The organism is Streptomyces sp. NBC_01267 (assembly GCF_036241575.1).
In the GTDB taxonomy this organism is placed as follows: domain Bacteria; phylum Actinomycetota; class Actinomycetes; order Streptomycetales; family Streptomycetaceae; genus Streptomyces.
In genome coordinates, this window is sequence record NZ_CP108455.1 from 4,984,242 (window position 1) to 5,007,117 (window position 22,876).

20 protein-coding genes are annotated in these 22,876 nt (G+C 70.8%); 11 read left to right on the forward strand and 9 right to left on the reverse strand.

The window, feature by feature from the left end:
* Positions 1 to 321: 321 nt before the first annotated feature.
* Positions 322 to 888 carry a Uma2 family endonuclease gene (locus OG709_RS23090; protein WP_326694133.1) on the reverse strand — a complete coding sequence of 189 codons (567 nt, stop codon included), beginning with the start codon at positions 886 to 888 and terminating at the stop codon, positions 322 to 324.
* Positions 889 to 1,118: 230 nt separating this feature from the next.
* On the opposite strand from OG709_RS23090, the gene OG709_RS23095 reads away from it, so the two are divergent.
* The gene (locus OG709_RS23095) at positions 1,119 to 3,128 is read left to right on the forward strand and encodes a thioredoxin domain-containing protein (protein ID WP_329167617.1); all 2,010 of its coding nucleotides are present in this window, start codon (positions 1,119 to 1,121) and stop codon (positions 3,126 to 3,128) included.
* 74 nt (positions 3,129 to 3,202) lie between these two features.
* Here the strand turns inward: OG709_RS23095 and trhA are convergent, their stop codons facing one another.
* Positions 3,203 to 3,871, reverse strand: a complete 669-nt coding sequence (trhA, locus tag OG709_RS23100; protein ID WP_250299748.1) for a PAQR family membrane homeostasis protein TrhA — start codon at positions 3,869 to 3,871, stop codon at positions 3,203 to 3,205.
* A 279-nt stretch (positions 3,872 to 4,150) separates the two neighbouring features.
* Here trhA and OG709_RS23105 point away from each other — a divergent pair, with 279 nt between their 5' ends.
* Positions 4,151 to 5,983, forward strand: a complete 1,833-nt coding sequence (locus OG709_RS23105; RefSeq protein ID WP_250299749.1) for a phosphoenolpyruvate carboxykinase (GTP) — start codon at positions 4,151 to 4,153, stop codon at positions 5,981 to 5,983.
* 206 nt (positions 5,984 to 6,189) lie between these two features.
* Here OG709_RS23105 and OG709_RS23110 read toward each other — a convergent pair whose 3' ends face one another.
* The 4 genes from OG709_RS23110 to OG709_RS23125 all read right to left on the reverse strand — a co-directional run bounded on the left by OG709_RS23110 (position 6,190) and on the right by OG709_RS23125 (position 10,968).
* A complete protein-coding gene (locus OG709_RS23110) occupies positions 6,190 to 6,570 on the reverse strand; it encodes an SCO4983 family protein (RefSeq protein WP_250299750.1) in 381 nt (126 codons plus the stop codon).
* Between the two features lie 152 nt (positions 6,571 to 6,722).
* Positions 6,723 to 7,937, reverse strand: coding sequence for a pyridoxal phosphate-dependent aminotransferase (locus tag OG709_RS23115; RefSeq protein ID WP_326694130.1), 1,215 nt, complete (start codon positions 7,935 to 7,937; stop codon positions 6,723 to 6,725).
* Between the two features lie 96 nt (positions 7,938 to 8,033).
* Positions 8,034 to 9,638, reverse strand: a complete 1,605-nt coding sequence (locus OG709_RS23120; RefSeq protein WP_329167618.1) for an N-acyl-D-amino-acid deacylase family protein — start codon at positions 9,636 to 9,638, stop codon at positions 8,034 to 8,036.
* Between the two features lie 16 nt (positions 9,639 to 9,654).
* The gene (locus OG709_RS23125) at positions 9,655 to 10,968 is read right to left on the reverse strand and encodes an amino acid deaminase (RefSeq protein ID WP_266641122.1); all 1,314 of its coding nucleotides are present in this window, start codon (positions 10,966 to 10,968) and stop codon (positions 9,655 to 9,657) included.
* 181 nt (positions 10,969 to 11,149) lie between these two features.
* Between OG709_RS23125 and OG709_RS23130 the strand changes: the two genes are divergently transcribed.
* From OG709_RS23130 to OG709_RS23145, 4 genes are all read left to right on the forward strand, one after another.
* On the forward strand, positions 11,150 to 12,400 hold the full coding sequence (locus OG709_RS23130; RefSeq protein ID WP_443068584.1) for a sugar kinase: 1,251 nt from the start codon (positions 11,150 to 11,152) through the stop codon (positions 12,398 to 12,400).
* Positions 12,397 to 13,182, forward strand: coding sequence for an IclR family transcriptional regulator (locus OG709_RS23135; RefSeq protein WP_329167620.1), 786 nt, complete (start codon positions 12,397 to 12,399; stop codon positions 13,180 to 13,182). The genes OG709_RS23130 and OG709_RS23135 overlap by 4 nt, the downstream gene beginning before the upstream one ends.
* 73 nt (positions 13,183 to 13,255) lie before the next feature.
* Entirely contained in the window at positions 13,256 to 13,666 is a 411-nt protein-coding gene (locus OG709_RS23140; RefSeq protein WP_326694126.1) for a RidA family protein, read from the forward strand.
* A gap of 143 nt (positions 13,667 to 13,809) precedes the next feature.
* Positions 13,810 to 15,279, forward strand: a complete 1,470-nt coding sequence (locus OG709_RS23145) for a GntP family permease (protein WP_329167621.1) — start codon at positions 13,810 to 13,812, stop codon at positions 15,277 to 15,279.
* Here OG709_RS23145 and OG709_RS23150 read toward each other — a convergent pair.
* Positions 15,272 to 16,438, reverse strand: coding sequence for a glycosyltransferase (locus tag OG709_RS23150; protein ID WP_329167622.1), 1,167 nt, complete (start codon positions 16,436 to 16,438; stop codon positions 15,272 to 15,274). The two genes, OG709_RS23145 and OG709_RS23150, sit on opposite strands and share 8 nt — an antisense overlap.
* Positions 16,439 to 16,582: 144 nt before the next feature.
* On the opposite strand from OG709_RS23150, the gene OG709_RS23155 reads away from it, so the two are divergent.
* Together OG709_RS23155 and OG709_RS23160 are read left to right on the forward strand one after the other, a co-directional pair.
* The gene (locus tag OG709_RS23155; protein WP_329167623.1) at positions 16,583 to 17,215 is read left to right on the forward strand and encodes an RNA polymerase sigma factor; all 633 of its coding nucleotides are present in this window, start codon (positions 16,583 to 16,585) and stop codon (positions 17,213 to 17,215) included.
* Positions 17,212 to 18,207 carry a hypothetical protein gene (locus OG709_RS23160; RefSeq protein WP_250299766.1) on the forward strand — a complete coding sequence of 332 codons (996 nt, stop codon included), beginning with the start codon at positions 17,212 to 17,214 and terminating at the stop codon, positions 18,205 to 18,207. Before OG709_RS23155 ends, OG709_RS23160 begins: the two co-directional genes overlap by 4 nt.
* A 101-nt stretch (positions 18,208 to 18,308) precedes the next feature.
* On the opposite strand, the gene OG709_RS23165 is transcribed toward OG709_RS23160, so the two are convergent.
* Positions 18,309 to 18,749: an ATP-binding protein gene (locus OG709_RS23165; protein WP_329167624.1), complete on the reverse strand. Its 441-nt coding sequence runs from the start codon at positions 18,747 to 18,749 to the stop codon at positions 18,309 to 18,311.
* 235 nt (positions 18,750 to 18,984) lie between these two features.
* On the opposite strand from OG709_RS23165, the gene OG709_RS23170 reads away from it, so the two are divergent.
* Positions 18,985 to 19,863: a helix-turn-helix domain-containing protein gene (locus OG709_RS23170; RefSeq protein ID WP_326694120.1), complete on the forward strand. Its 879-nt coding sequence runs from the start codon at positions 18,985 to 18,987 to the stop codon at positions 19,861 to 19,863.
* Positions 19,850 to 20,035, forward strand: coding sequence for a DUF397 domain-containing protein (locus OG709_RS23175; protein WP_326694119.1), 186 nt, complete (start codon positions 19,850 to 19,852; stop codon positions 20,033 to 20,035). The genes OG709_RS23170 and OG709_RS23175 overlap by 14 nt, the downstream gene beginning before the upstream one ends.
* A gap of 1 nt (position 20,036) precedes the next feature.
* Here the strand turns inward: OG709_RS23175 and OG709_RS23180 are convergent, their stop codons facing one another.
* The gene (locus OG709_RS23180; RefSeq protein WP_250299773.1) at positions 20,037 to 21,020 is read right to left on the reverse strand and encodes a LuxR family transcriptional regulator; all 984 of its coding nucleotides are present in this window, start codon (positions 21,018 to 21,020) and stop codon (positions 20,037 to 20,039) included.
* Between the two features lie 148 nt (positions 21,021 to 21,168).
* On the opposite strand from OG709_RS23180, the gene OG709_RS23185 reads away from it, so the two are divergent.
* The gene (locus tag OG709_RS23185; protein WP_250299775.1) at positions 21,169 to 22,581 is read left to right on the forward strand and encodes an aminopeptidase P family protein; all 1,413 of its coding nucleotides are present in this window, start codon (positions 21,169 to 21,171) and stop codon (positions 22,579 to 22,581) included.
* Positions 22,582 to 22,876 lie beyond the last annotated feature (295 nt).

A 22,876-nucleotide genomic window follows, 5' to 3' on the forward strand; every position in this document is an offset into this window, starting at 1 on the left:
TCCGGCCCAACTCCCCTGACCGGAGGACGTCGTACGGGGTCCGGACGCCGGATCCGCGCGGGCAGGGGCGTGCGCGGTGACGGAGGAGGCCCGGCGAAGCGATGCCCCGGTCTTCCCGAGTGCCGGGTGCGGCGCGTGGCTCTGGTGTCGGTGAACTCACGAACCGGGTGGTGTCCGGGCCCTTCACGTCTCGCTGAGGACCACGTGGTTTCCGCGGAGCTCCGACCGGTCGTCAGGGCCGAGCCGGGCCGGACGGGCGCCGAGCCTCGGCCCCGTATGCGCACAGCGGCTCAGTCATGCGGAAATGATCTTCCGGCGTCGTCAGACGGATCCCAGGTCGACGGTCACGGCGAACGGCGCGGCAGCCTTGATCACGCCGGTGAACATCTCGCCGTCCCGGTAGACCTTGGTGGCGGGGTCGAGAACGTAGGTGTAGATGATCGGGACGCCGGTGGCGGCCTGTTCGATCCGCCAGTAGAAGGGGATGCCGGCCCTGGCGTACTGATCCACCTTCACGATCCGGTCGGTGGTCTCCGAGCCGGGTGACACGACCTCGACGACCAGGAGCACGTGCTCGGGGCGAGTGGGCGTGAGGTCGATGGTCTCCGCCCGGTAGACGATGACGTCCGGATGGCGGTTGGTGAGCGGAACGTCCTGCAGGCGGACGTCGAAGTCCGTGTCGGCGTTCCAGTCCGGGCCTGCGGCGGCGTCCAGGGCATTGGCCAGGATTCGGGCCAGCCGGTTGTGCCGCTTGGAGGCGCTCGGGCTCACGACGACCATCCCGTCCACGATCTCGATGCCGGCGCACTGCTCCTCGGACCAGGAGTCGTACTGCTCCGCGCTGATCTGCGTGTGCATCCACGCGGGCGCCACCATTTCGGCGGTCATGGTGTACCTCCTCCGAGGAGCCTTGGCAGGTCCGGCACTGCTGCGCCCAGCCTACTGTTCCGAGGTGTCCGGGCCGCCCGACTCGGAGGAACGCCGGGAGAAGTTCGGCACCGGCCCTGAGGGGGAGGAGCCGCCCACCACGGGATGGCGCTCACGTGCAGTTCGGCCGAGCGAGGAGGGTCCGTGAGGGTTTCGTCTCTCACGCCAGGTGCCGTGAGAGGCTGGCCCGCATGAACCGGCTGGCTGGCGTGACCTCGCCCTATCTGCTTCAGCACGCGGACAACCCCGTCGACTGGTGGCCCTGGACGCCGGAGGCGTTCGAGGAAGCGCGACGGCGCGACGTACCCATCCTTCTCTCGGTGGGGTACTCCGCGTGTCACTGGTGCCACGTCATGGCGCACGAGTCCTTCGAGGACGACGCCACTGCCGCGTACATGAACGAGCACTTCGTGTCCGTCAAGGTGGACCGCGAGGAACGGCCCGACATCGACGCCGTCTACATGGAGGCCGTCCAGGCCGCCACCGGCCAGGGCGGCTGGCCGATGAGCGTGTTCCTGACCGCCGAAGCCCGGCCGTTCTACTTCGGTACGTACTTCCCGCCCGAACCCCGGCACGGCATGCCCTCGTTCCGGCAGGTCCTCGAAGGCGTCCACACCGCCTGGACCGACCGGCGCGGCGAGGTCGACGAGGTCGCGGCCAAGGTCGTACATGACCTGGCCGGGCGTTCCCTCGCCGCCGACGCGCCCGAGCGGCCCGACGCCGCGGATCTCGCGCGGGCGCTGCTCGCGCTGAGCCGTGAGTACGACGCGAAGAGCGCCGGATTCGGCGGTGCGCCCAAGTTCCCGCCGTCCATGGCGCTCGAGTTCCTGCTGCGGCACCACGCCCGTACCGGTTCCGACGGCGCGCTCCAGATGGCCGCCGACACCTGCGAGGCGATGGCGCGCGGCGGGATCTACGACCAGCTCGGCGGCGGGTTCGCACGGTACTCCGTGGACCGGGACTGGGTCGTGCCGCACTTCGAGAAGATGCTCTATGACAACGCCCTGCTCTGCCGCGTCTACGCGCATCTGTGGCGGACCACCGGCTCCGCCCTCGCCCGCCGGGTGGCCCTGGAGACCGCCGACTTCATCGCCGGCCAACTGCGCACCCCCGAGGGCGGGTTCGCCTCCGCGCTGGACGCGGACAGCGAGGACGCGACCGGGAAGCACGTCGAGGGCGCCTACTACGTCTGGACCCCCGCCCAGCTGCGCGAGGCGCTGGGCGAGGAGGACGGGGAGCGGGCCGCGCTGCTGTACGGGGTCACCGGGGACGGGACCTTCGAGGAGGGCGCATCCGTCCTCCAGCTGCCGGGCGACGACGTTCCCGCCGGCCTGCGCGAGCGGCTGCTGGCGGCCCGTGCGCTGCGCCCCTGCCCCGGCCGGGACGACAAGATCGTCGCCGCCTGGAACGGCCTGGCGATCGCCGCCCTCGCCGAGACCGGCGCGTACTTCGACCGGCCCGACCTGGTCGAGCGTGCCACCGAGGCCGCGGATCTGCTGGTCCGGGTGCACATGAACGACGGCGCCCGGCTCTCGCGTACCTCCAAGGACGGCCGGGTCGGGGCCAATTCAGGGGTGCTGGAGGACTACGCGGACGTCGCCGAAGGGTTCCTGGCGCTCGCCGGGGTCACCGGGGAGGGGGTCTGGCTGGAGTTCGCCGGGTTCCTGCTCGATCTCGTACTCGACCAGTTCATCGGCGAGAACGGCACGCTGTACGACACCGCGCACGACGCCGAGCCGCTGATCCGCAGGCCGCAGGACCCGACCGACACCGCGACCCCCTCCGGCTGGACGGCCGCCGCCGGGGCGCTGCTCTCGTACGCCGCGCACACCGGGTCCGAGGCCCATCGCACCGCCGCCGAGCGGGCCCTGGGTGTGGTCAAGGCGCTCGGGCCGCGGGCGCCGCGGTTCATCGGATGGGGGCTGGCGGTGGCCGAGGCGGCGCTCGACGGGCCGCGTGAGGTGGCCGTCGTGGGACCGGCGGGCGACGCCGGGACCGCTGCGCTGCACCGTACGGCGCTGCTGGGCACCGCGCCCGGCGCGGTCGTCGCGGTGGGGGAGAGCGGCGGCGGCGAGTTCCCGCTGCTGGCGGACCGGCCGCTGATCGACGGGCGGGCAGCGGCGTACGTCTGCCGGAACTTCACCTGCGACGCGCCGACGCCCGACCCTGCCGTACTGGCCGGCAAGCTGGGCGAGGACTGAGCCTCCGGGAGACGGGACCGGGCCGTGCCCCCTGTGGCGGGGACACGGCCCGGTGCCGGGAGATCAGTGGGCGGTCAGTAGGCGATCAGCGAGATCGCGACGTACTGGGAGATGAACGCGGCCAGGGTCAGCGAGTGGAACACCTCGTGGAAGCCGAACCAGCGCGGTGACGGATTGGGGCGCTTCATCGCGTAGATCACGCCGCCCACGCTGTAGAACAGCCCGCCGACCAGCACGCACACCAGCACGGCGACCCCGCCCTGGCGCATGAAGTCGGGCAGGAAGAAGACCGCCGCCCAGCCCATCGCGAGGTAGCAGGGCGTGTAGAGCCAGCGTGGCGCGCCGACCCAGAAGACCCGGAACGCGATCCCGGCGAGGGCCGCTCCCCAGACCGCCCAGAGCAGCGGGATCGCCGTGGACCGGGGGAGCAGCAGCAGGGACAGCGGGGTGTAGGTGCCCGCGATGATCAGGAAGATGTTCGCGTGGTCGAGCCTGCGCAGGACGGCCTCGCCCATCCGCCCCCAGGTCCCGCGGTGGTACAGGGCGCTCACCCCGAAGAGCATGCAGGCCGTGAGGATGTAGATCGCGCAGGCCACCCGGGCGCGGGTGGAGTCGGCGAGAGCGACGAGCGCCAGCCCCGCGACGATCACGGCCGGGAACATCCCGGCGTGCAGCCAGCCGCGCAGTCTCGGTTTCACCGGCGTCGGGGGGAGCTCGGTCGCTTCGGAGGCGGCGGGATTCATATGCCGATGCTACCTACGGATGCGTAGGTTCCGGATTCGCGGGCGGTCAGGTTTTCGGTTTCCCGTCACGGTTCGCGCACCCGGGTCACGTTCCCTGTTCACGGTTCCCTGATCACGAGTGGCGACGCTCACGTGAGTGACCCCCTGGACAGATGGGCGCGAGGCGCGGATCATCAGATGAGTGCAAGCGGCACCGGATGAGCGGCTACGAAGCATCCGGGCCGTCGCCCCCAAGGGGCAAAAACCCTCAAACCACCACATACGCACCTAGGAGCAATCGTGGCGCGCGACATCGCGGCTCCCACTGTCCTCCCGACCCAGCACCAGGAACTGATCTCGTGGGTGAACGAGATCGCCGAGCTGACGCAACCGGACAGTGTGGTCTGGTGTGACGGATCCGAAGCCGAGTACGAGCGCCTGTGCGGGGAGCTCGTGGCCAAGGGGACCTTCAGGAAACTCGACCCGGTCAAGCGCCCCAACTCGTACTACGCCGCCTCCGACCCGTCGGACGTCGCGCGCGTCGAGGACCGTACGTTCATCTGCTCCGTCAAGGAGGAGGACGCGGGCCCGACCAACCGCTGGAAGGCCCCGGCGGAGATGCGCGAGATCTTCACGGGGTCCGGCGGTCAGGGCGGTGTCTTCCGCGGCTCGATGCGCGGACGCACGATGTACGTGGTGCCCTTCTGCATGGGCCCGGTCGGCTCGCCGCTCTCCGCGATCGGCGTCGAGATCACCGACTCCGCGTACGTCGCGGTGTCCATGCGCACGATGACACGCATGGGACAGCCGGTCCTCGACGAACTGGGCACCGACGGCTTCTTCGTGAAGGCCGTCCACACCCTGGGCGCGCCCCTCGCCGAGGGCGAGCAGGACGTGCCGTGGCCGTGCAACTCCACCAAGTACATCTCGCACTTCCCCGAGGACCGGGAGATCTGGTCGTACGGCTCCGGCTACGGCGGCAACGCCCTGCTCGGCAAGAAGTGCTACGCGCTGCGCATCGCCTCGGTGATGGCGCGGGACGAGGGCTGGCTGGCCGAGCACATGCTCGTACTGAAGCTGACGCCGCCGCGCGGGGAGTCGAAGTACGTCGCTGCCGCGTTCCCGTCGGCCTGCGGCAAGACCAACCTCGCCATGCTGGAGCCGACGATCCCCGGCTGGACCGTGGAGACCATCGGCGACGACATCGCCTGGATGCGCTTCGGCGAGGACGGCCGGCTGTACGCGATCAACCCGGAGGCCGGGTTCTTCGGTGTCGCGCCCGGCACCGGTGAGCACACCAACGCCAACGCCATGAAGACCATGTGGGGCAACTCCGTCTTCACCAACGTCGCGCTGACCGACGACGGCGACGTCTGGTGGGAGGGCATGACCGAGGAGCCGCCCGCGCACCTCACGGACTGGAAGGGCAACGACTGGACGCCCGAGTCGGGCACGCCTGCCGCCCACCCCAACGCCCGGTTCACCGTGCCCGCCGGGCAGTGCCCGATCATCGCTCCCGAGTGGGAGGACCCGAAGGGCGTGCCGATCTCGGCGATCCTCTTCGGCGGACGCCGCGCCTCCGCGGTCCCGCTGGTCACCGAGTCCTTCGACTGGAACCACGGTGTCTTCCTCGGCGCGAACGTCGCGTCGGAGAAGACCGCCGCCGCCGAGGGCAAGGTCGGCGAGCTGCGCCGCGACCCGTTCGCCATGCTGCCGTTCTGCGGCTACAACATGGGCGACTACATGGGCCACTGGGTCAAGGTCGGCTCCGACAAGGACCCGGCGAAGCTCCCGAAGATCTACTACGTGAACTGGTTCCGTAAGAACGACGCGGGCAAGTTCGTCTGGCCCGGCTTCGGCGAGAACAGCCGTGTCCTGAAGTGGATCGTCGAGCGCCTCGACGGCGGCGGCGAGGGTGTCGAGAGCCCCATCGGCATCCTCCCGGCGGAGGGTGCCCTGGACACCAAGGGCCTGGACGTCTCGGAAGCCGACATGGACTTCCTGCTGACGGTCGACAAGGACGTCTGGCGCGAGGAGGCGGCGCTGATTCCCGAGCACCTCAACACCTTCGGCGACCATGCCCCGAAGGAACTGTGGGACGAGTACCACGCCCTGGTGAAGCGCCTGGGCTGACGCTCGCTCCGCACCCCGGACCGCGCGGCGGGTTCACCCGACATCCGCCCTGACCTGTGGGGTCATCCCGACCCGTCGCGCAGCGCCCGGCCCCGGCACCTGATCAGGTGCCGGGGCCGGGTCGTTTCTGCTTCGGGCGGGGGTGCGGGGAGTGGAGTGTGTGGCACCCGGTCCGCGCGCCTCCGCGGCCCGCGAACCGGGGCCGTTCAGTGGGCGCAGGCCGGTTGGCGTGCTGCCGTGTGCGCGTCCATCCGCTCCGCCGCGAGGATCGCCGCCGCGGTGTCCGCGCGGGAGGCCGCTACCAGCAGGGCGCGGCCCGCGAGGGCGTGGGCGCGGTCGTGGAGGGTGGCGGGCGCGGCGTTCGTGAGCGCCGCGTGCCGGACCGGCGGGGCGCCGCGCAGCCGGGCCACCTGGGCCGCGATGCGCTCGCCCTCCGCTGTCAGGCCGAGCTCGTCCGTCACGGCGAGGAGCGCGGCGAGATAGCCCGCGAGCTGGATGTCCAGCTCTTCCTCACGGGTGCGTTGCGGGTAGGCGGGGGTGTCCACGGCCATCGTGTGGACCGACTTGGTGCGGATCGGTTCGTACATGGGATGGCCTCCTTCTCGTGGACAGGCCACCATCCTAGTTCCTAAATTAGAATCTGTCTAAAGTTGATTGAAGTCCCGACTCGCTGTCCGTGCGGCTGTCCGTGCGGCTGTCCGTGCGGCTCTCCGTGGACCAGCCCGTGCAGCAGCCCGTGCTAGTGCTGCGCGTAGCCGTCCAGGAAGGTCCCGATCCGCGTCACCGCGTCCTCCAGTTCCTTCGCCGTGGGCAGCGTCACGATCCGGAAGTGGTCCGGCTCCGGCCAGTTGAAGCCCGTTCCGTGCACGACCATGATCTTCTCGGCGCGCAGCAGGTCGAGGACCATCTGCCGGTCGTCCTTGATCTTGTAGACCTTCGGGTCCAGGCGCGGGAAGAGATACAGCGCGCCCTTGGGCTTGACGCAGGTGACACCGGGGATCTGCGTCAGCAGTTCGTACGCCGTGTCGCGCTGTTCCAGGATGCGTCCGCCCGGCAGCACCAGGTCGTCGATCGACTGCCTGCCGCCGAGCGCCGTGGCCACCGCGTGCTGCGAGGGCATGTTGGCGCAGAGCCGCATGTTCGCCAGGATCGTCAGGCCCTCGATGTACGAGGAGGCGTGCTCCTTCGGGCCGCAGACCGCCATCCAGCCGGAGCGGAACCCGGCGACCCGGTAGTTCTTCGAGAGGCCGTTGAACGTCAGGACCATCAGGTCCGGGGCGATGGCCGCCGTCGGGGTGTGGGTGGTGCCGTCGTAGAGGATCCGGTCGTAGATCTCGTCGGAGCAGACGGTCAGGCCGTGGCGGCGGGCGATGTCCGTGATGCCGCGCAGCATCTCGTCGTCGTACACCGCGCCCGTCGGGTTGTTCGGGTTGATGATCACGATCGCCTTGGTGCGGTCGGTCACCTTCCGCTCGATGTCGGCGAGGTCCGGCATCCAGTCGGCCTGCTCGTCGCAGCGGTAGTGCACGGCCGTACCGCCGGCCAGCGACACCGACGCGGTCCAGAGCGGGTAGTCCGGCGCGGGTACGAGCACCTCGTCGCCGTCGTCGAGCAGCGCCTGCATCGACATCTGGATCAGCTCGGAGACGCCGTTGCCGAGGTAGACGTCCTCGACGTCCAGCTCGTCGATGTTCTTGGTCTGGTAGTGCTGCACCACGGCCCGGCGCGCGGACAGCAGCCCCTTGGCGTCGCCGTAGCCGTGCGCGCCGCCGAGGTTGCGGAGCATGTCCTCCAGGATCTCCGGCGGGCACTCGAAACCGAAGGCGGCCGGGTTCCCGGTGTTCAGCTTGAGGATGCGATGACCTGCTGCTTCCAGCCGCATCGCCTCGTCGAGCACCGGGCCGCGGATCTCGTAACAGACATTGGCGAGCTTCATCGACTGGATCACCTGCATATCCGCAACCTTACGGCCGCGGACAGTGAACCGGCCTGGTGTTCTGGCCCACAAGGGGGGGCGGCACCTTGGCCGCGCCCCCTTGTGGGCCGGGATTCACGCCCTGCCGGGCGTGCGCCGTACCGAGCGCCCCGCGAGTACGTCCGTGCGCCTGCCGTCCTCGATGACGAAGCGGCCGTCGATCAGCACGTGCGGGATGCCGGTGGGCAGGGTCCGCGGCTCCTCGAAGGTGGAGCCCGCGGCGACCGTGTCCGGATCGAAGAGGACGAGGTCCGCGCGGTAGCCCTCCCGGACCAGCCCCCGGTCCGGCAGCCGCAGCCTGGCCGCCGGGCGGGAGGTGAGATGCGCCACGCACTCCTCCAGGGAGAGCACGCCCAACTCCCGCGCGTACCGGCCCAGGTACTGCGGGAAGGTGCCGTACGCGCGTGGATGCGGTTTGTCGCCCTGCAGGATCCCGTCGCTGCCGCCGGTGTGCACCCGGTGGCGCATGATCTGCCGCACGTTCTCCTCGTGGCCGACGTGCTGCAGGATCGTCGACCCGAGCCGGTCGTCGATCAGCAGCCGCCGCGCGGTGACCCAGGGCTGCTCGCCGCGCTCGGCCGCGCTGGCCGCGACCGTCCGGCCGACGAAACCGGCGAGCCCCGGCTCGGTGACCCCGGAGATCTCGATGGTGTCCCACTCGATGGGCACGCCGTGGCAGCCGTCGGCGCCGTCGATCTCCATCACCCGGCGGATCTTCTCGGCCGTCGCGTCGTCGCGCAGCCGCGCCAGGATCGCGTCCGGGCCGCCCTCGCTCGCCCAGCTGGGCAGCATCGCGACGAGCGTCGTACAGCCCGGGGTGTACGGATAGGTGTCGAGCGAGATGTCCGCGCCGTCCTCCAGCGCCCGGTCCAGCAGCCCGAGCAGGTCGGGCGCCTTCCCCTTGTTCACGCCGAAGTTCATGGTGGCGTGCGCGAGATGCAGGGCGCAGCCCGCCGCCCGGGTGAGGCCGACCATCTCCTCGTACGCCTGGAGCGCGCCCGCCCCGTAACTGCGGTGGTGCGGGCAGTAGTAGCCGTCGTACTGCGCCACCACCCGGCACAGCTCGGTGAGTTCCGCGTCGTCCGCGTACATCCCCGGGGTGTAGGTGAGCCCCGACGACATGCCGACGGCGCCCTGTTCCATGCCCTCGGCGACGAGTTGCTTCATGCGGGCGTTGTCGGCGGCGGTGGCGGGCCGGTCCTCCCAGTCCATCGCGTACATCCGGACCGTGCCCTGCGGGACGAGATACGCCGCGTTCACGGCGATGCCCCGGTCGAGCCGGTCCAGATAGCCGCCGACGGTCCGCCAGTCGAAGTCGATGTCGGATCCGTCGCCGTTCCAGCCGGTGATCGCCCGGCGGACCTCACCGAGCGTCCGGTCGTCCACGGGGGCGTACGACAACCCGTCCTGGCCGAGGACCTCCAGGGTCACTCCCTGCGCGGCCTTCGCCTCGTGCGCGGGGTCGCGCAGCAGGGCCAGGTCGGAGTGGGCGTGCATGTCGATGAAGCCCGGCGACAGCGCGAGACCGTGGGCGTCCAGCACCCTGGCCCCGCCCGGCCGTCGGCCTCCGCCCTCGGGCACGACGGAACTGATGCGCCCGCCGTCGACGGCGACGTCGGCACGGTAGGAGGCGCCGCCGCTGCCGTCGATGACGCGGACATCGCGGATGACGAGATCCATGACCGGCTCCGGCCTCTCAGAAGTACGTGCGGATGTAGTCGCTGACCGTGCCGTCCGCCTCGACGAGCGGGATCAGCTGCCACTTGTCGAACGAGGTGCACGGGTGGGAGAGCCCCATCCCGACCCAGTCACCGACCTCAAGGTCCGCCCCGGCGGCGGTCTCCAGCCAGCCGTGCTGGTCGGACAGCTTGCTCACGGTGATCCCGGTGGCGGGGCGGATCTCGCCGGTGCGGGCGTCCCGTACCACCTGCGCCTCCGGCAGGTCGAGGTCGTACGCGGCGTCCCGCTTGCCCGCGTTGACGAACGCCTGCGCGTCGGTGGGGCGGGACACGACCTGGGCCCAGAGCCGGAACGCGGGCTGGAGAGCGCCCTCGGTGGGGACCCGGTTGAAGGGGGTGAGGTGCTTGTAGTGCCCGTCGTCGTGCGACACGTAGGCGCCGGAGCGCAGCAGCTTGAGCACGGGCGCGGAGAGCGCGGGGATCTCGGCGAAGGCCTCGGCCACCGTGTCGAACCAGGCGCTGCCGCCCGCGCTCACCACGATCTCGTCGACCCCTTCGAACAGGCCGTCCCGGTCGAGACCTGCGGCCAGCGCGACCAGCCGGCGCAGCCAGGCGAGCACCCGCTCGCTGTTCGCGCCGGGCACCTCGCCCTCGTACCCGGCGACACCCACCAGCCGCAGCGTCCCGGTGGCGGCCACCGCGTCGGCGACCGCCGCGCATTCCGCCTCGGTGCGGGCGCCGGTGCGGGCTCCGTCGCCCGCACCCAGCTCGATCACCACGTCCACCGGGCGGGCGGAGCCGCGCAGCGCCTCGTCCATCAGCTCGACGCCGCGCACGGAGTCGACGTAACAGAGGAACCGGAACTCCGGATCGGCCGCCAGTTCGGCGGCGATCCACCGCAGGGCCGCCGCGTCCACGATCTCGTTGGCCACGAAGACCCGCTGGATGCCGAAGGCGCGCGCCACCCTGACCTGGTGCGGCACGGCGAGGGTGATGCCCCAGGCGCCGTGTGCGAGCTGCCGGTCGAAGAGCTGCGGGGACATCGACGTCTTGCCGTGCGGGGCGAAGACCAGGCCGTGCCGTGCCGAGTACGTCTCCATCAGCGCGAGATTGTGCTCGACGGACTCGGCGGAGAGCGCCAGGACGGGTGTGGTGAATCCGTCGGTGAAGAGGTTCCGGCGCTCGGCGGCCAGCGCCGCGACGGTCAGCCCGTCGGCGCCGGGCGGCAGCCCCTTGAAGCGGTGGTCGATCACTTCCGCACTCTCCGCACTCTCCGCACTCTCCGTGCGTACGGCGTCCTCTGCGCGTACAGCACCGTCTGCCCCGGCCATGGAACCTCCCAGAGAGTTTGCGTTGCATCATGTGCAACGCTCATTGCGCATATCGCTCACAGCTGTCTAACATCCGAGCCATCGCCGGGTCAACGGAGCCCCCGGCCGCCCACACCGAGGAGCGAGAGCGATCGTGACCGCGCAGCACACACCGGTGGACGTCGTCTGTCTCGGCGAGTCCATGGTCACGTTCCTGCCCACCCGGCGGGGGCGCCTCGCCGACGTACCGTCCTTCGACCGTGGCATAGGCGGAGCGGAGTCCAACGTCGCCTGCGCGCTGGCCGCCGCCGGACACCGGGCGAAGTGGATCAGCCGGGTCGGCGCCGACGGCTTCGGCGACCACCTGGTGGAGGCGATCGCGGCGTACGGGGTCGACACCCGCGCGGTCCGCCGTGACCCGCACCGCCCCACCGGCGTCTACTTCCGCACCGCCGACGACCGTGACGCCGACCACCACGAGGTCATCTACTACCGGGCGGGTTCCGCCGCGAGCGCGATGGCGCCGGGGGTGCTGGACGTCGCGGACCTGTGGTCGGGGCGGGTGCTCCACCTGTCCGGGATCACGGCGGCGCTGTCGCCGCAGTGCCTGGCCCTGATGCGCGAACTGACGACCCGGGCGCCGGGCCGCCCGCTGGTCTCGTTCGACGTGAACTTCCGGCCGGGGCTGTGGCGTGAAGCCGAGGAGTCCGGCACCGGAGGCCCCGGCCCGCGGGTGCTGCTCGAACTGGCCCGGGGTGCGGACCTGGTCTTCGTGGGGGAGGACGAGGCGGAAGCGGCCTGGGGGGTGTGCGGGGCGCAGGCGATCCGCGCGGCGCTCCCCGAACCGGCCGTACTGGTGGTGAAGCGGGGGCCGGCGGGCGCGACGGTCTTCTCCCGGTCCACGGCCGAGGGCGGCACCGACTCCGGGGGCGTTGACGGCGCCGGGGGTGGCGCTGGGCGTGACACCGACACCGACACCGACACCGACACCGACACCGTCACCGATGTCCCGGCCCTCCGCGTGGACGTCGTCGCCCCGGTGGGCGCGGGCGACGCCTTCGCCGCCGGGTTCCTCTCCGGCACCCTCCGCGATCTTCCCGTACGGGACAGGGCCCGGCACGGACACCTGATGGCCGCAGCCGCCCTCACCGTCCACGGCGACCTGGCCACCCCGCCGGACCGTGCCCACGCCGACCGCCTCGCGGCCCTGGACGACACGGCCTGGGCGGACCTCCGGATCGGCCCCGGCTGGACGGAGACCACTGCGGACGCGACCGAGGCCTCCTCGGACGCGCCGGAGGCCTCCTCGGCTGCGCCGGGGGTCGGCCCGACCGCAGCCCACCCGACCGCAGCCCACCCGACCGCAGCCCACCCGACCGAAGCTGTCGAGACCCGCGCCGACGTGACCGTTACCGGCCTGTCCGGTACCGACGAGGAGGTACGTACGCCATGAGCCAGACCGTCGACCGCGCGCTCTCCATCCTGCCGCTGCTCGCCCAGGGCCCCGCCGACCTCGGCCAGGTCTCCGAGAGCCTCGGCGTCCACAAGTCCACGGCGCTGCGCCTGCTCCGTACGCTCCACGAGCACGGGCTCGTCTACCGCCAGCAGGACCAGCGCTACCGCCTCGGCACCCGACTCTTCGCGCTCGCCCAGGAAGCCGTCGAGAACCTCGACGTCCGGGAGATCGCCCACCCCCATCTGGCCAGGCTCAACGAGGAGTGCGGGCACACCGTGCACCTCGCGGTGTACGAGGAGAACGAGGTCCTCTACATCGACAAGGTCGAGAGCCGCTACCCGGTGCGGATGTACTCGCGCATCGGCAGGCCCGTGGCGATCACGGTCGCCGCCGTGGCCAAACTGCTGCTCGCCGACCTCCCCGAGCCCGAACGGCGCGCCATCGCCGAACGGCTCGACTACCCCACCTACACGGCCCGTTCGACACCGAACGCCGGCGCCTTCCTCAAGGAGCTGACCACGGTGCGCGAACAGGGCTGGGCCACCGACCTCGGCGGCCACGAGGAGTCCATCAACTGCGTCGGCGCCCCCATCCGGGGCGTGGACGGCCGTGTCGTCGCCGCCATGTCGATGTCGGCGCCCAATGTGGTCGTCACGGCGGAGGAACTCCTCACCCTGCTCCCGCTGGTGCGCCGCACGGCCGACGCCATCAGCGGCGAGTACGCGGGCACCGCACCGCAGCCCAAGAAATCCCCCGTCCCCCCGAACGTCCCCTCGTAACCCTCCCGGACCCTCCCGGCATCACCCAGAACCGCCGGGCATCACCCCCGAACTCCTCGAAGGAATCCACGGCATGACCGAGAAGACCGCCCTCACCCCCTCCACCCACACCACCCCGCCCGCGAAGTTCTCGCACGGCGTCCGCAAGGGCAACATCCTCCAGGTCGCGGGTCAGGTCGGCTTCCTGCCGGCCGTCGAGGGCCAGGCCCCCACCCCGGCGGGCCCGACCCTGCGCGAGCAGACCCTCCAGACCTTCGCCAACGTCAAGGCGATCCTGGAAGAGGGCGGCGCGACCTGGGACGACGTGATGATGATGCGCGTCTACCTCACGGACGTCTCCCACTTCGCGGAGATGAACGAGATCTACAACGCGTACTTCGAGGAGCAGGGCCTCAAGGAGCCCGCCTCGGCCCGTACGACCGTCTACGTCGGTCTGCCCGCCGGACTGCTCATCGAGATCGACGCGCTCGCGGTCCTCGGCTGATCCGTACCGCCCTGATCCGCTGAACCACGGCACGCACCACCGCACGCACCACGGCACGGCGCCCCACCCCTGCTTCCGCACCGGGGCGCCGTGCCGCGCTCCGCCATGCCTCGAAGTCCCCCCGGAAACAATGGAGTTCCCCCATGTACTTCGCCGCAGAGACCCCGGCCGCGCCACCCCACACCGGCGGGCTGCTCGCCGTCATCGGCGGCACCACCGGTCTGCTGACCGTCGCCGTCCTGGGCATCGCCCTGTTGCTGTTCCTGATCATCAAGGTCAGGCTGCAACCGTTCGTCGCGCTGCTCGGTGTCTCCATAGCCGTCGGCCTCGGCGCGGGACTCTCGGTCACCGAACTCTTCGGTACGGTCCAGAAGTCGTCGTCCGTCTCGATGATCGAGTCCGGCATGGGCGGCATCCTCGGGCACATCGCGATCATCATCGGCCTCGGCACGATGCTCGGCTCGATCCTCGAAGTCTCGGGCGGAGCCGAGGTGTTGAGCTCCCGCCTGCTGAACCTCTTCGGCGAGAAGCGGGCCCCTCTCGCGATGGGCCTCACCGGCCTCATCTTCGGCATCCCGGTCTTCTTCGACGTCGGCATCTTCGTCCTCGCGCCCATCGTCTACGCGGCGGCCAAGCGCTCCGGCAAGTCCGTCATCCTCTACGCGATGCCGCTGCTCGCGGGCCTGTCGATGACCCACGCCTTCCTGCCCCCGCACCCCGGCCCGGTGGCCGCCGCCGCGCTCTTCCACGTGTCGCTCGGCTGGATCATCGTGATCGGCGCGGCGTGCGGCATCCCGGCCGTGCTGGCCGCCTGGGGCTACGCCGCCTGGATCGGCAAGCGCCTCTTCGTCGAGGTCCCGCAGGACATGGTCGAGGCCGCCGAGGAGGCCAGGACGGCGGTCGTCGCCGAGCAGCAGGCCCTGGGGATCGAGCCGCAGGAGAAGCCGGTCCCGCTGGGCACGGTCCTCGCGATCATCGGCACCCCGCTCATCCTGATCCTGCTGGCGACGTTCTCCTCCATCGCGCTGGACCCCTCGACGCTCCGCTCGGTCCTGGAGTTCTTCGGGCACCCCTTCGTCGCCCTGACGATCGCGCTCTTCCTCTCGTACTACCTGCTGGGCATCCGCCGCGGCTGGTCCCGCAAGTCCCTGGAGGCGGTCTCCACCGCCTCGCTCAAGCCGGTCGGCAACATCCTGCTGGTCGTCGGCGCGGGCGGGATCTTCGGCGCCGTCCTCAGCGGCAGCGGCATCGCCAACGCACTCGCCAAGACCTTCAACGACGTCGGTCTGCCGGTCATCGTGCTGGCGTATCTGATCTCGCTGGTCCTGCGGGTGGCCCAGGGCAGCGCGACGGTCGCGATCGTGACCACGGCGGGCATCGTGCTTCCCCTGGTCGACGGCCAGGACCTCTCACAGGCCCACCTCGCCCTGATCATCATGGCGATCTCGGCCGGTTCGATCTTCGCCTCGCACGTGAACGACGGCGGCTTCTGGATGGTCTCCAAGTACTTCGGCATCTCGGAGCGCGACACCCTGAAGTCCTGGACGGTGCTGGAATCGGTGCTGTCGGTGGCGGGGTTCGCGGTCGCGGCGCTGCTGAGTCTGGTCATCTAGACAGAGCGAGCGCTTCGAGCGCCGGGACGGTCTCCGCCGCTCCCGGAAGCGCGTTCATCTCATCCCGGATCCGCTCGGCCGCGCTGCGGTAACCACTGTCGGCGAGCACCGTCGACACAGCCGTGTGGATGTCCTCCGGGGTGGCGGTGACCGGGTCCAGTGTCCGGGCGGCGCCGAGTTCGGTGCACCGTCGCGCGTTGTACGGCTGGTCCGCGCCGTGTGGGAACAGCACCGAGGGCAGGCCGTGGGCGAGCGCTCCCATGAGGCTGCCGGACCCGCCGTGCGAGACGACCAGTGCGCACTGCGGCAGCAACTGCTCCTGCGGAACGAACCGTTCGACCCGGATGTGGCCGGGCAGCGGCCCCAGCACTGCGGGGTCGATGTGATCGCTGACGGTCATGAGCACGTTCACGGGAAGCTCCCGGAGCCCGGCCGCGATCCGGGAGAACAGGTCGGTGCCGGCGTGCACGGTGCCGAGCGTCACGTACACGGTGGGCGTGCCCGGTGTGCCCGGTGTGCCCGGTGTGGCTTCGGGCGGGCGCGCGGCTGTCGGCCGGAACGAGAAGGTGTGAGCGGGGAGCGGGAAGCGCGGGTCCCGGAAGCTCGGCGGGAACGGTGAGAGCACCAGGTCCCGGTCCAGCACGGCGAGGTCGGGGTCGTACGGCAGGCCGTACTCGGATCGCAGTTCGTGCAGCGGCTCGGCGACAACGTCGTTGCGCAGAAAGCCCCCTGCAGCGAGTACTAGGACGGATGCGCAGGGAAGTCCCAGCGACTCGGCGGCGACCGCGGTGCCGAAGTCGACCTCGTCGCGCACCAGGATGTCCGGCTTCCAGGTGCGGGTCAGTTCAAGAACGGCCGCGGCGTGCCGACGCGCCCCGCGCCGGGCGAAGCCTTCTGCGAGATGCCGGATGTCCTCCTCGGGATCGGACACCTCCACGGTGCTGCGCGCTGCCGCTGTCTCCGCCGCTGCCGTCGCTTCCGTGTGCCCGCGCGGCTCGCTCGTGGCGAAGGCGGTGAACCCGGCAGCTGTGATCTCGGGGCCTCTCCGGCCCCCACCGGCGAAGGCGACCGTGTGTCCGGCGGCTTCCGCTGCGCGGGCCACGGGGATGAGCGGGCGGAAATGGCCGCTGCCACCGATGAACGTGAAGAGGATGCGCATCGGGCGAGAGTACGGGCAACTCGCCGGTGAGCAGGGCGGATCGGGAGAGCTGGGTGGTCGCCCGAGCGGTACCCGCGAACGGATCGGGGTCCGACGACAAGTACAGGGTGAGACCGTCGTCCGGCGGTCGGAGACGGAGGTTCCGTGACACCGGATACCCGGCAACACGAGGAGCGCGGCGACCGCGCCCCCGATCGCACCCCTGACCGTGACGGCGACAGTGACGCCCGGCTGACGCGGTCGGCGGCCGGTGACGCGGCGGCGTTCACCCTGCTGGTGGAGACGCACTCGCCCGCCCTGCACGGCTACTTCGCCCGGCGCGTGCCCGGCGCGGCCGATGATCTGCTGGCCGAGGCGTGGTTGCAGGCGTACGTCTCGCGGCGCACGTTCGACGCCTCGCGCGGCTCGGCGCGGGGCTGGCTGTTCGGGGTGGCCCGCAACGTACTGGCTCAGCACCTGCGGCGGGCGGGGCGGAAAGAGGCCGCACCGGGCCCGGAGGTCACCGACCCCTGGCAGGCGGTGGACCAGCGGCTGGACGCGGCAGCGCTGGCGCCCGCACTGCGCCAGGCGCTGGGCGAACTGCCCGCCGAGGAACGCGAGTTGCTGCTGCTCATCAGCTGGGAGCAGCTCACCCCGGCCGAGGCGGCGGCAGCCGTCGGCATTCCGGCGGGGACCGCCCGCTCGCGGCTGCACCGGGCCCGGGGCCGGCTGCGCGACCGGCTCGCTGCGTCCCGCCCGGCGGGACAGCACCTGACTGTGACGGGGGACCTGGCATGAGCACGTACGACGACGTGGAGCCGATCGGTATGAACAGGCGTGGCGTGGAGGAGAACGACATGAAGGAGAACGCCATGAAGGAGCGAGGGGCACTGCTGGACTTCCCCGGCGCCGATGAACTGGCGGCTGCCGGACGGGTCGAGCCGCCGTCGACGCAGGCGGTGGCCGGGGCATTGGCAGGGGTCGAGGCGGCGATGGCCGCGGAGCGGTCCGGGCGGGAAACGGACACCGTGGTGACGGCGCCGGTCCGGCGGGTGATCCCGGTCCGGCGGATCTCCGGGCGCCGCAGGGTGCTCGTCGGCCTGCTCACCGCCACCGCGGTCGCGGCCGGGGCGGTGACGTACGCGAACATCGGCGGCGCCGGGCCTTCGGCGCCCACGGCCACACGAAGCGAGGCGCACGCGGCCACCGCGTCCGTCTTCCTGAACGACATCTCCACCGTCGCTGCCGCCCAGTCCGTCTCCTCGGGGAAGTACTGGAAGCTGCACCTGCCGACCGGGGACACGTACATCTCGCAGGCCATGGACTTCTACGTCGTCGTGGACGGCAAGGCCTACAAGAAGGGGCGTCGGCCCGACTGGCAGTTCGGGTCGAAGGACCTCGACTGGAAGGGCCTGGACCAGCTGACCACGGACCCGGCGCAACTCCTCCGACTGCTGCAGGCCCCGCAGAAGGCCGACGACATCTCGCCCTTCGACCAGGCGTCGGCCCTGCTCGGTGACGCTCCGGCGAGCCCGAAGCTGCGGGCGGGGGTGTTCAAGGCGATGGCACAGCTGAAGGGCATCAAGCTCGTCGGAGGCGTCAAGGACAGCACCGGGCGCGGGGGGACGGCCCTGGAGTTCCAGGAGGCGAGGAGCGTCGGCCGGGTGATCGTCGACCCGAAGACCAGCGCGATCCTGGAGTACACCTTCACGTGGACGGCCGGGCCGAGCAAAGGCAAGGTCACCCGGATGACGTACCTGTCGATGGGCTTCACCGACAAGATCGGCTGACCATCCCCTCCACCGACAGGGGTGGGAGCCGAAGGGGGAAGATCCCTTCAGCTCCCACCCGAGGGGCCGATCCCGGCCAACCGCCGCTCCGTAGAGGGCACTTAGATCCAGCCCTGCCACGGGTTCTTCGGAACGAGCTCGAACCACACCACTTTTCCGTCCGCCGCCAGGGGGTACCGCCCCCACCCGTCGGCGAGCCGCTCCACCAGGAGCAGGCCACGCCCGAAGGGATCCTCGGTGGTCTCGGGGAGAGGGTCGGGCAGCTCCGGATGGTTGTCCCACACGCACACCCGCACCACGCCGCGCCGCGCCCCCAGCCGTACGAGCACGGGACCGTCCGAGTGCTGTAGGGCGTTGGTCACCAGCTCGCTGGTCAACAGCTCGGCGGTGTCGGCGAGTTCGGCATCGAGCGCGAAGTCGAGGATCGCGCCCCGCACGGTCCTGCGGGCGACGCGCGGGGCGCGCGGGTCGTTGGTGAGCTGGAGGCTGCACTCCCACTTCTCCGGTGCGGGGGCGAAGGGGGTGGCGACGGCTGAGTTCACGGAGCTCTCCTGTTCGAGCGAGGAGTGGGGGGGAGAGAGACGGTGGCCCGGGGTGGTGGCTCTGCCGTCCTGCTGCGCGTGAGCAGGACGGTGCGCTTCCGACAACCCCGGTGCCACAATGAGTGAGGGGTGCGGTACTCACCGTAGCTCAAATGTGGGGTCACATGTGACGCACATTGTGAAACACATGTGTCGGAGTAGATTGGCTCACTGTCACGTCGAGGAGGGCGAGCAGATGCCGCCGCGCCATAGCCCAACTGCCAGGCAGCGAAGGCTGGGTACCGAACTTCGCCGACTCCGGGAGCGGGCCGGACTGTCCACGGTCGCCGCCTCGGCGAGCCTTGGTATCGACCGTGCCAAGCTCAGCGGGATCGAGGCGGGTCGAGTCGGCGTCAGCGACGAGCGGCTGCGCGCCATGGCCTGTCACTACGACTGCGCGGATCAGGGGCTGGTGGACGCACTGGCTGCGCTCAATGCCGACCGGGGGCGCCGGTGGTGGGACGAGTACCGGGGAGTGCTTCCCACCGGGCTGCTCGATCTGGTCGAACTCGAATACCACGCTACGGAGTTGGTGACGGCGCAGACGTCCCACCTGCCCGGCCTGCTGCACACCATCGACCACGCGCGGGTCGTCTTCCAACAGGCGGTGCCGCCGCTGCCGCCTCACGAAGTGGAACACCGGCTGTCGCACCGGATCAAGCGGCAGGAGATCTTCCACCGGGCGAGCCCCACCCCGTACACCGCGATCATTCATGAAGCGGCGCTCCGGATGGAGTTCGGTGGCCCTGCGGTCGCGCAGGCGCAACTCGAACATCTGGCGAGCGCCAGTGAGCGGGACCACGTCACCGTGCTCGTCATTCCGTTCAAGGCGGGTGCGTTCCCGGGCTCCGGGCAGTCCTTCGTGTACGCCCACGGCCCAGTGGGCGAGTTGGACACCGTCCACCTCGACCAGTCCCACGGCCCGGCTCTGATCGATGCCGAAGCGCCCCTGGAGAAGTACCGTCTTCTGCTGGACCGCATGCGCGAAGTGGCCCTTGACCCGACCGGATCCCGCGGATTCATCCGTTCCGTCGCCGACAGCCTTCGACAGGGGAAACCTGATGCCCATAGCTGACTGGCAGAAGTCTTCGTACTGCGCGGAAGGCAGCAACTGCGTAGAGCTGGCCGCCGCCCCCGGCGGGGCCCTGTACCTGCGTGAGTCCGACGACCCGGACCGGGTGATCACTGTCGGCCGGGCCGGGCTGGCCGCGTTCCTGGCCGCGCGGTCCCGTTTCGGCGCGGCCTGAATCACAGCCAGCCGGAGCGCTGGGCCTGCAAGGCCATCTGGAAGCGGTTCGCTGCGCCCAGCTGGGCCATCAGGATCTGCAGGCGGCGGAAGAGCGTGCGGCGGCTGATGCCCAGCTCGCGGGCGATGACGTCGTCGCCCGCGCCGCCCGCGAGGAGCCACAGCAGGCGGCGGTCGGCGGGTGGCAGGCCGCCCGGGTGGGTGGTGCGGCCGTGGAACGGCAGGGCGTTCTGCCAGGACTGCTCGAACAGTGCCATGAGCGCCGAGAGCAGGCCGCACGGCTGCACCACCAGCATCGTGTTGTGCACGTCGGCCTCTCTGATCGACAACGACACGAGCGCGTACGACTCGTCGATGATCACCAGCTTGACCGGCACCGACGGCAGCACCCTCGCCTGCTCACCGGCCTTGACGCACGGTTCGATGACCTCCTTCAGATGCCCCGGATACTCCAGCGACTCCCGCGAGTACACGACACGCTGCGTCACACCGCGGGCCAGCGTGGCCAGCGCGTCGTCCGTGGTGTCGGGCAGGGGGAAGTACGGCGGTGACTCGAACTGCCGGATCTGCTCGCGGGCGCTCGCCCATGCCTGACGGATCCTGGAGCCCACGGCCTCGCCGGTCACGACCTCGACGAGGTTGTCGTTGTACGCGGCGAGCCGCTGGCGGCGGAAGGACTCGAACGCGCCGCCGACGCTGATGCGCGACTCCTCCACCTCGGCAGCCCGGTGCCGGGCCAGGATCTCCAGGCCCGCGGCCGGAGGAACCGGAGCCACCACGTCCCCGCCCGCCTCGGCAGGACTGGCCAGACCGGCGTCGACCAGTGCGCCGTACGCCGTGGTCAGCTCCGTACCGTCCAGACCGGCTGCGGCGCCGATCGCGCTCAGCGGAGCCGGGGCCAGTTCGAGCAGCGCCAGATAGACCCGGACCGCCGCGTGGCCGATCCCCAGGAGCCGCAGGGCCTCGCCGAGCTTCGCGTTCGTCATATGCCCCATTATCTGCGGTTCCCTGTCCGGGGCGCTGTCCGATCTGTGCCAGTGGCACTCTCGGGCCCCGAGCGCGGGTCGTGCCGGGTACCGTCCAGGAGCCGCCGATGACCGGCGGCAGCGAACCAGCCAGAGGAAGGTGTACGACGTGGCGAAAGGCCGAAGGAACGGTCTCTACTCAGAGATCTCCGAGGAACTGTCCGCTCTGATGCGGACGGGCTGGGCGGACACCGAGCGGCACGACCTGACGCTCGCCGAGCAGTCCCCGCACGCGGCCCGCCGCCGCGCGGCGCTCTCCGCGCGCTTCCCGGGCGAGCGCCTCGTGATTCCCTCCGGGAACCTCAAGGTCCGTTCGAACGACGACACCTACCCCTTCCGCCCGTACACGGGCTACGTACACATGACCGGCGACCAGGTCCGGGACGGCGCGCTCGTCCTCGAACCCCGTGCGGACGGCGGCCACGACGCCTACTGCTACCAGCTGCCGCGCGACAGCAGGGACAACAACGAGTTCTGGACCGGTCCCACGGCGGAGCTGTGGATGGGCCGCCGCCGTTCCCTCGCCGAGTCGGAACTGGTACTCGGCCTGCCCTGCCGCGACGTCCGTACGGCTGCCGAGGACCTGGCCGCCGCCCCCGCCGTGCCGACCCGGATCGTCCGCGGTATCGACCCGGCCCTGACGGCCGCGGTCACCACCGACGAGGAGCGCGACGCCGAACTGGACGAGGCGCTCAGCGATCTCCGCCTCGTCAAGGACGAGTGGGAGATCACCGAGCTGCGCAAGGCCGTGGACTCCACCGTGCGCGGATTCACCGATGTGATCGGTGACCTGTCCACGGCGGTCGCGTCGTCCGAGCGGTGGATCGAGGGCACGTTCTTCCGCCGCGCCCGCCTTGAGGGCAACGCCGTCGGTTACGGCTCGATCTGCGCCGCGGGCGAGCACGCCACGATCATGCACTGGACGGACAACGACGGCCCGGTGCGCCCCGGCGACCTGCTCCTGCTGGACGCGGGCGTCGAGACGAAGACCCTCTACACCGCCGACGTCACGCGCACGCTCCCGATCGACGGCACCTTCACGCCCGTGCAGCGCAAGGTCTACGACGCGGTGTACGAGGCCCAGGAGGCGGGCATGGCCGCCGTCAAGCCGGGCGCCGCGTACCGCGACTTCCACGAGGCGTCCCAGCGCCACCTCGCGGAGCAGCTGGTCGAGTGGGGCTTCATCGAGGGCCCGGCCGACCGCGCGTACGAACTCGGCCTCCAGCGCCGCTTCACCATGGCGGGCACCGGCCACATGCTCGGTCTGGACGTCCACGACTGCGCGCAGGCCCGGAACGAGGAGTACGTCGACGGCGTACTGGAGCCCGGCATGGTGCTCACGGTCGAGCCCGGACTGTACTTCCAGCCGGACGACCTCACCGTGCCCGAGGAGTGGCGCGGCATCGGCGTCCGCATCGAGGACGACCTGGTCGTCACCGAGGACGGCAACGAGAACCTGTCGGACGGCCTGCCGCGGTCGGCCGACGACGTCGAGGCATGGATGGCCCGCTTCGCCGGCTGACCGAGCCGAAGCGGCCGACGTGCGTGAGTCGGCGTGTGTGAGTCGGCGCGTGTGAGTCGACGTGCGTGAAGTGGGGGCCCGGGAGCCGGGCCCCCGGACGGGGCGGGTGCCGGACGGCGCCCGCCCCGGTCCGTAGCAGGGGAGTTGTCCCGAGCGGCCGGACGGATGGCTCCGGCTGCTCGGGCCGCTCCGACTGCGCGTCCCGGCCGGCTTCCCGAGCTGTCGGTCACGGGCGAGGCACTCTTCCCCGTGAGCCCCTCTTGCGTTAACAATGCGCATGTCAAACCGAAAGAAC

Coding starts and splice junctions, on each gene's coding strand:
- OG709_RS23090 (WP_326694133.1), bottom strand. CDS start 888: ATGACCGCCGAAATGGTGGCGCCCGCGTGGATGCACACGCAGATCAGC.
- OG709_RS23095 (WP_329167617.1), top strand. CDS start 1,119: ATGAACCGGCTGGCTGGCGTGACCTCGCCCTATCTGCTTCAGCACGCG.
- trhA (WP_250299748.1), bottom strand. CDS start 3,871: ATGAATCCCGCCGCCTCCGAAGCGACCGAGCTCCCCCCGACGCCGGTG.
- OG709_RS23110 (WP_250299750.1), bottom strand. CDS start 6,570: ATGTACGAACCGATCCGCACCAAGTCGGTCCACACGATGGCCGTGGAC.
- OG709_RS23115 (WP_326694130.1), bottom strand. CDS start 7,937: ATGCAGGTGATCCAGTCGATGAAGCTCGCCAATGTCTGTTACGAGATC.
- OG709_RS23120 (WP_329167618.1), bottom strand. CDS start 9,638: ATGGATCTCGTCATCCGCGATGTCCGCGTCATCGACGGCAGCGGCGGC.
- OG709_RS23125 (WP_266641122.1), bottom strand. CDS start 10,968: ATGGCCGGGGCAGACGGTGCTGTACGCGCAGAGGACGCCGTACGCACG.
- OG709_RS23130 (WP_443068584.1), top strand. CDS start 11,150: ATGGTCACGTTCCTGCCCACCCGGCGGGGGCGCCTCGCCGACGTACCG.
- OG709_RS23135 (WP_329167620.1), top strand. CDS start 12,397: ATGAGCCAGACCGTCGACCGCGCGCTCTCCATCCTGCCGCTGCTCGCC.
- OG709_RS23140 (WP_326694126.1), top strand. CDS start 13,256: ATGACCGAGAAGACCGCCCTCACCCCCTCCACCCACACCACCCCGCCC.
- OG709_RS23145 (WP_329167621.1), top strand. CDS start 13,810: ATGTACTTCGCCGCAGAGACCCCGGCCGCGCCACCCCACACCGGCGGG.
- OG709_RS23150 (WP_329167622.1), bottom strand. CDS start 16,438: ATGCGCATCCTCTTCACGTTCATCGGTGGCAGCGGCCATTTCCGCCCG.
- OG709_RS23160 (WP_250299766.1), top strand. CDS start 17,212: ATGAGCACGTACGACGACGTGGAGCCGATCGGTATGAACAGGCGTGGC.
- OG709_RS23170 (WP_326694120.1), top strand. CDS start 18,985: ATGCCGCCGCGCCATAGCCCAACTGCCAGGCAGCGAAGGCTGGGTACC.
- OG709_RS23175 (WP_326694119.1), top strand. CDS start 19,850: ATGCCCATAGCTGACTGGCAGAAGTCTTCGTACTGCGCGGAAGGCAGC.
- OG709_RS23180 (WP_250299773.1), bottom strand. CDS start 21,020: ATGACGAACGCGAAGCTCGGCGAGGCCCTGCGGCTCCTGGGGATCGGC.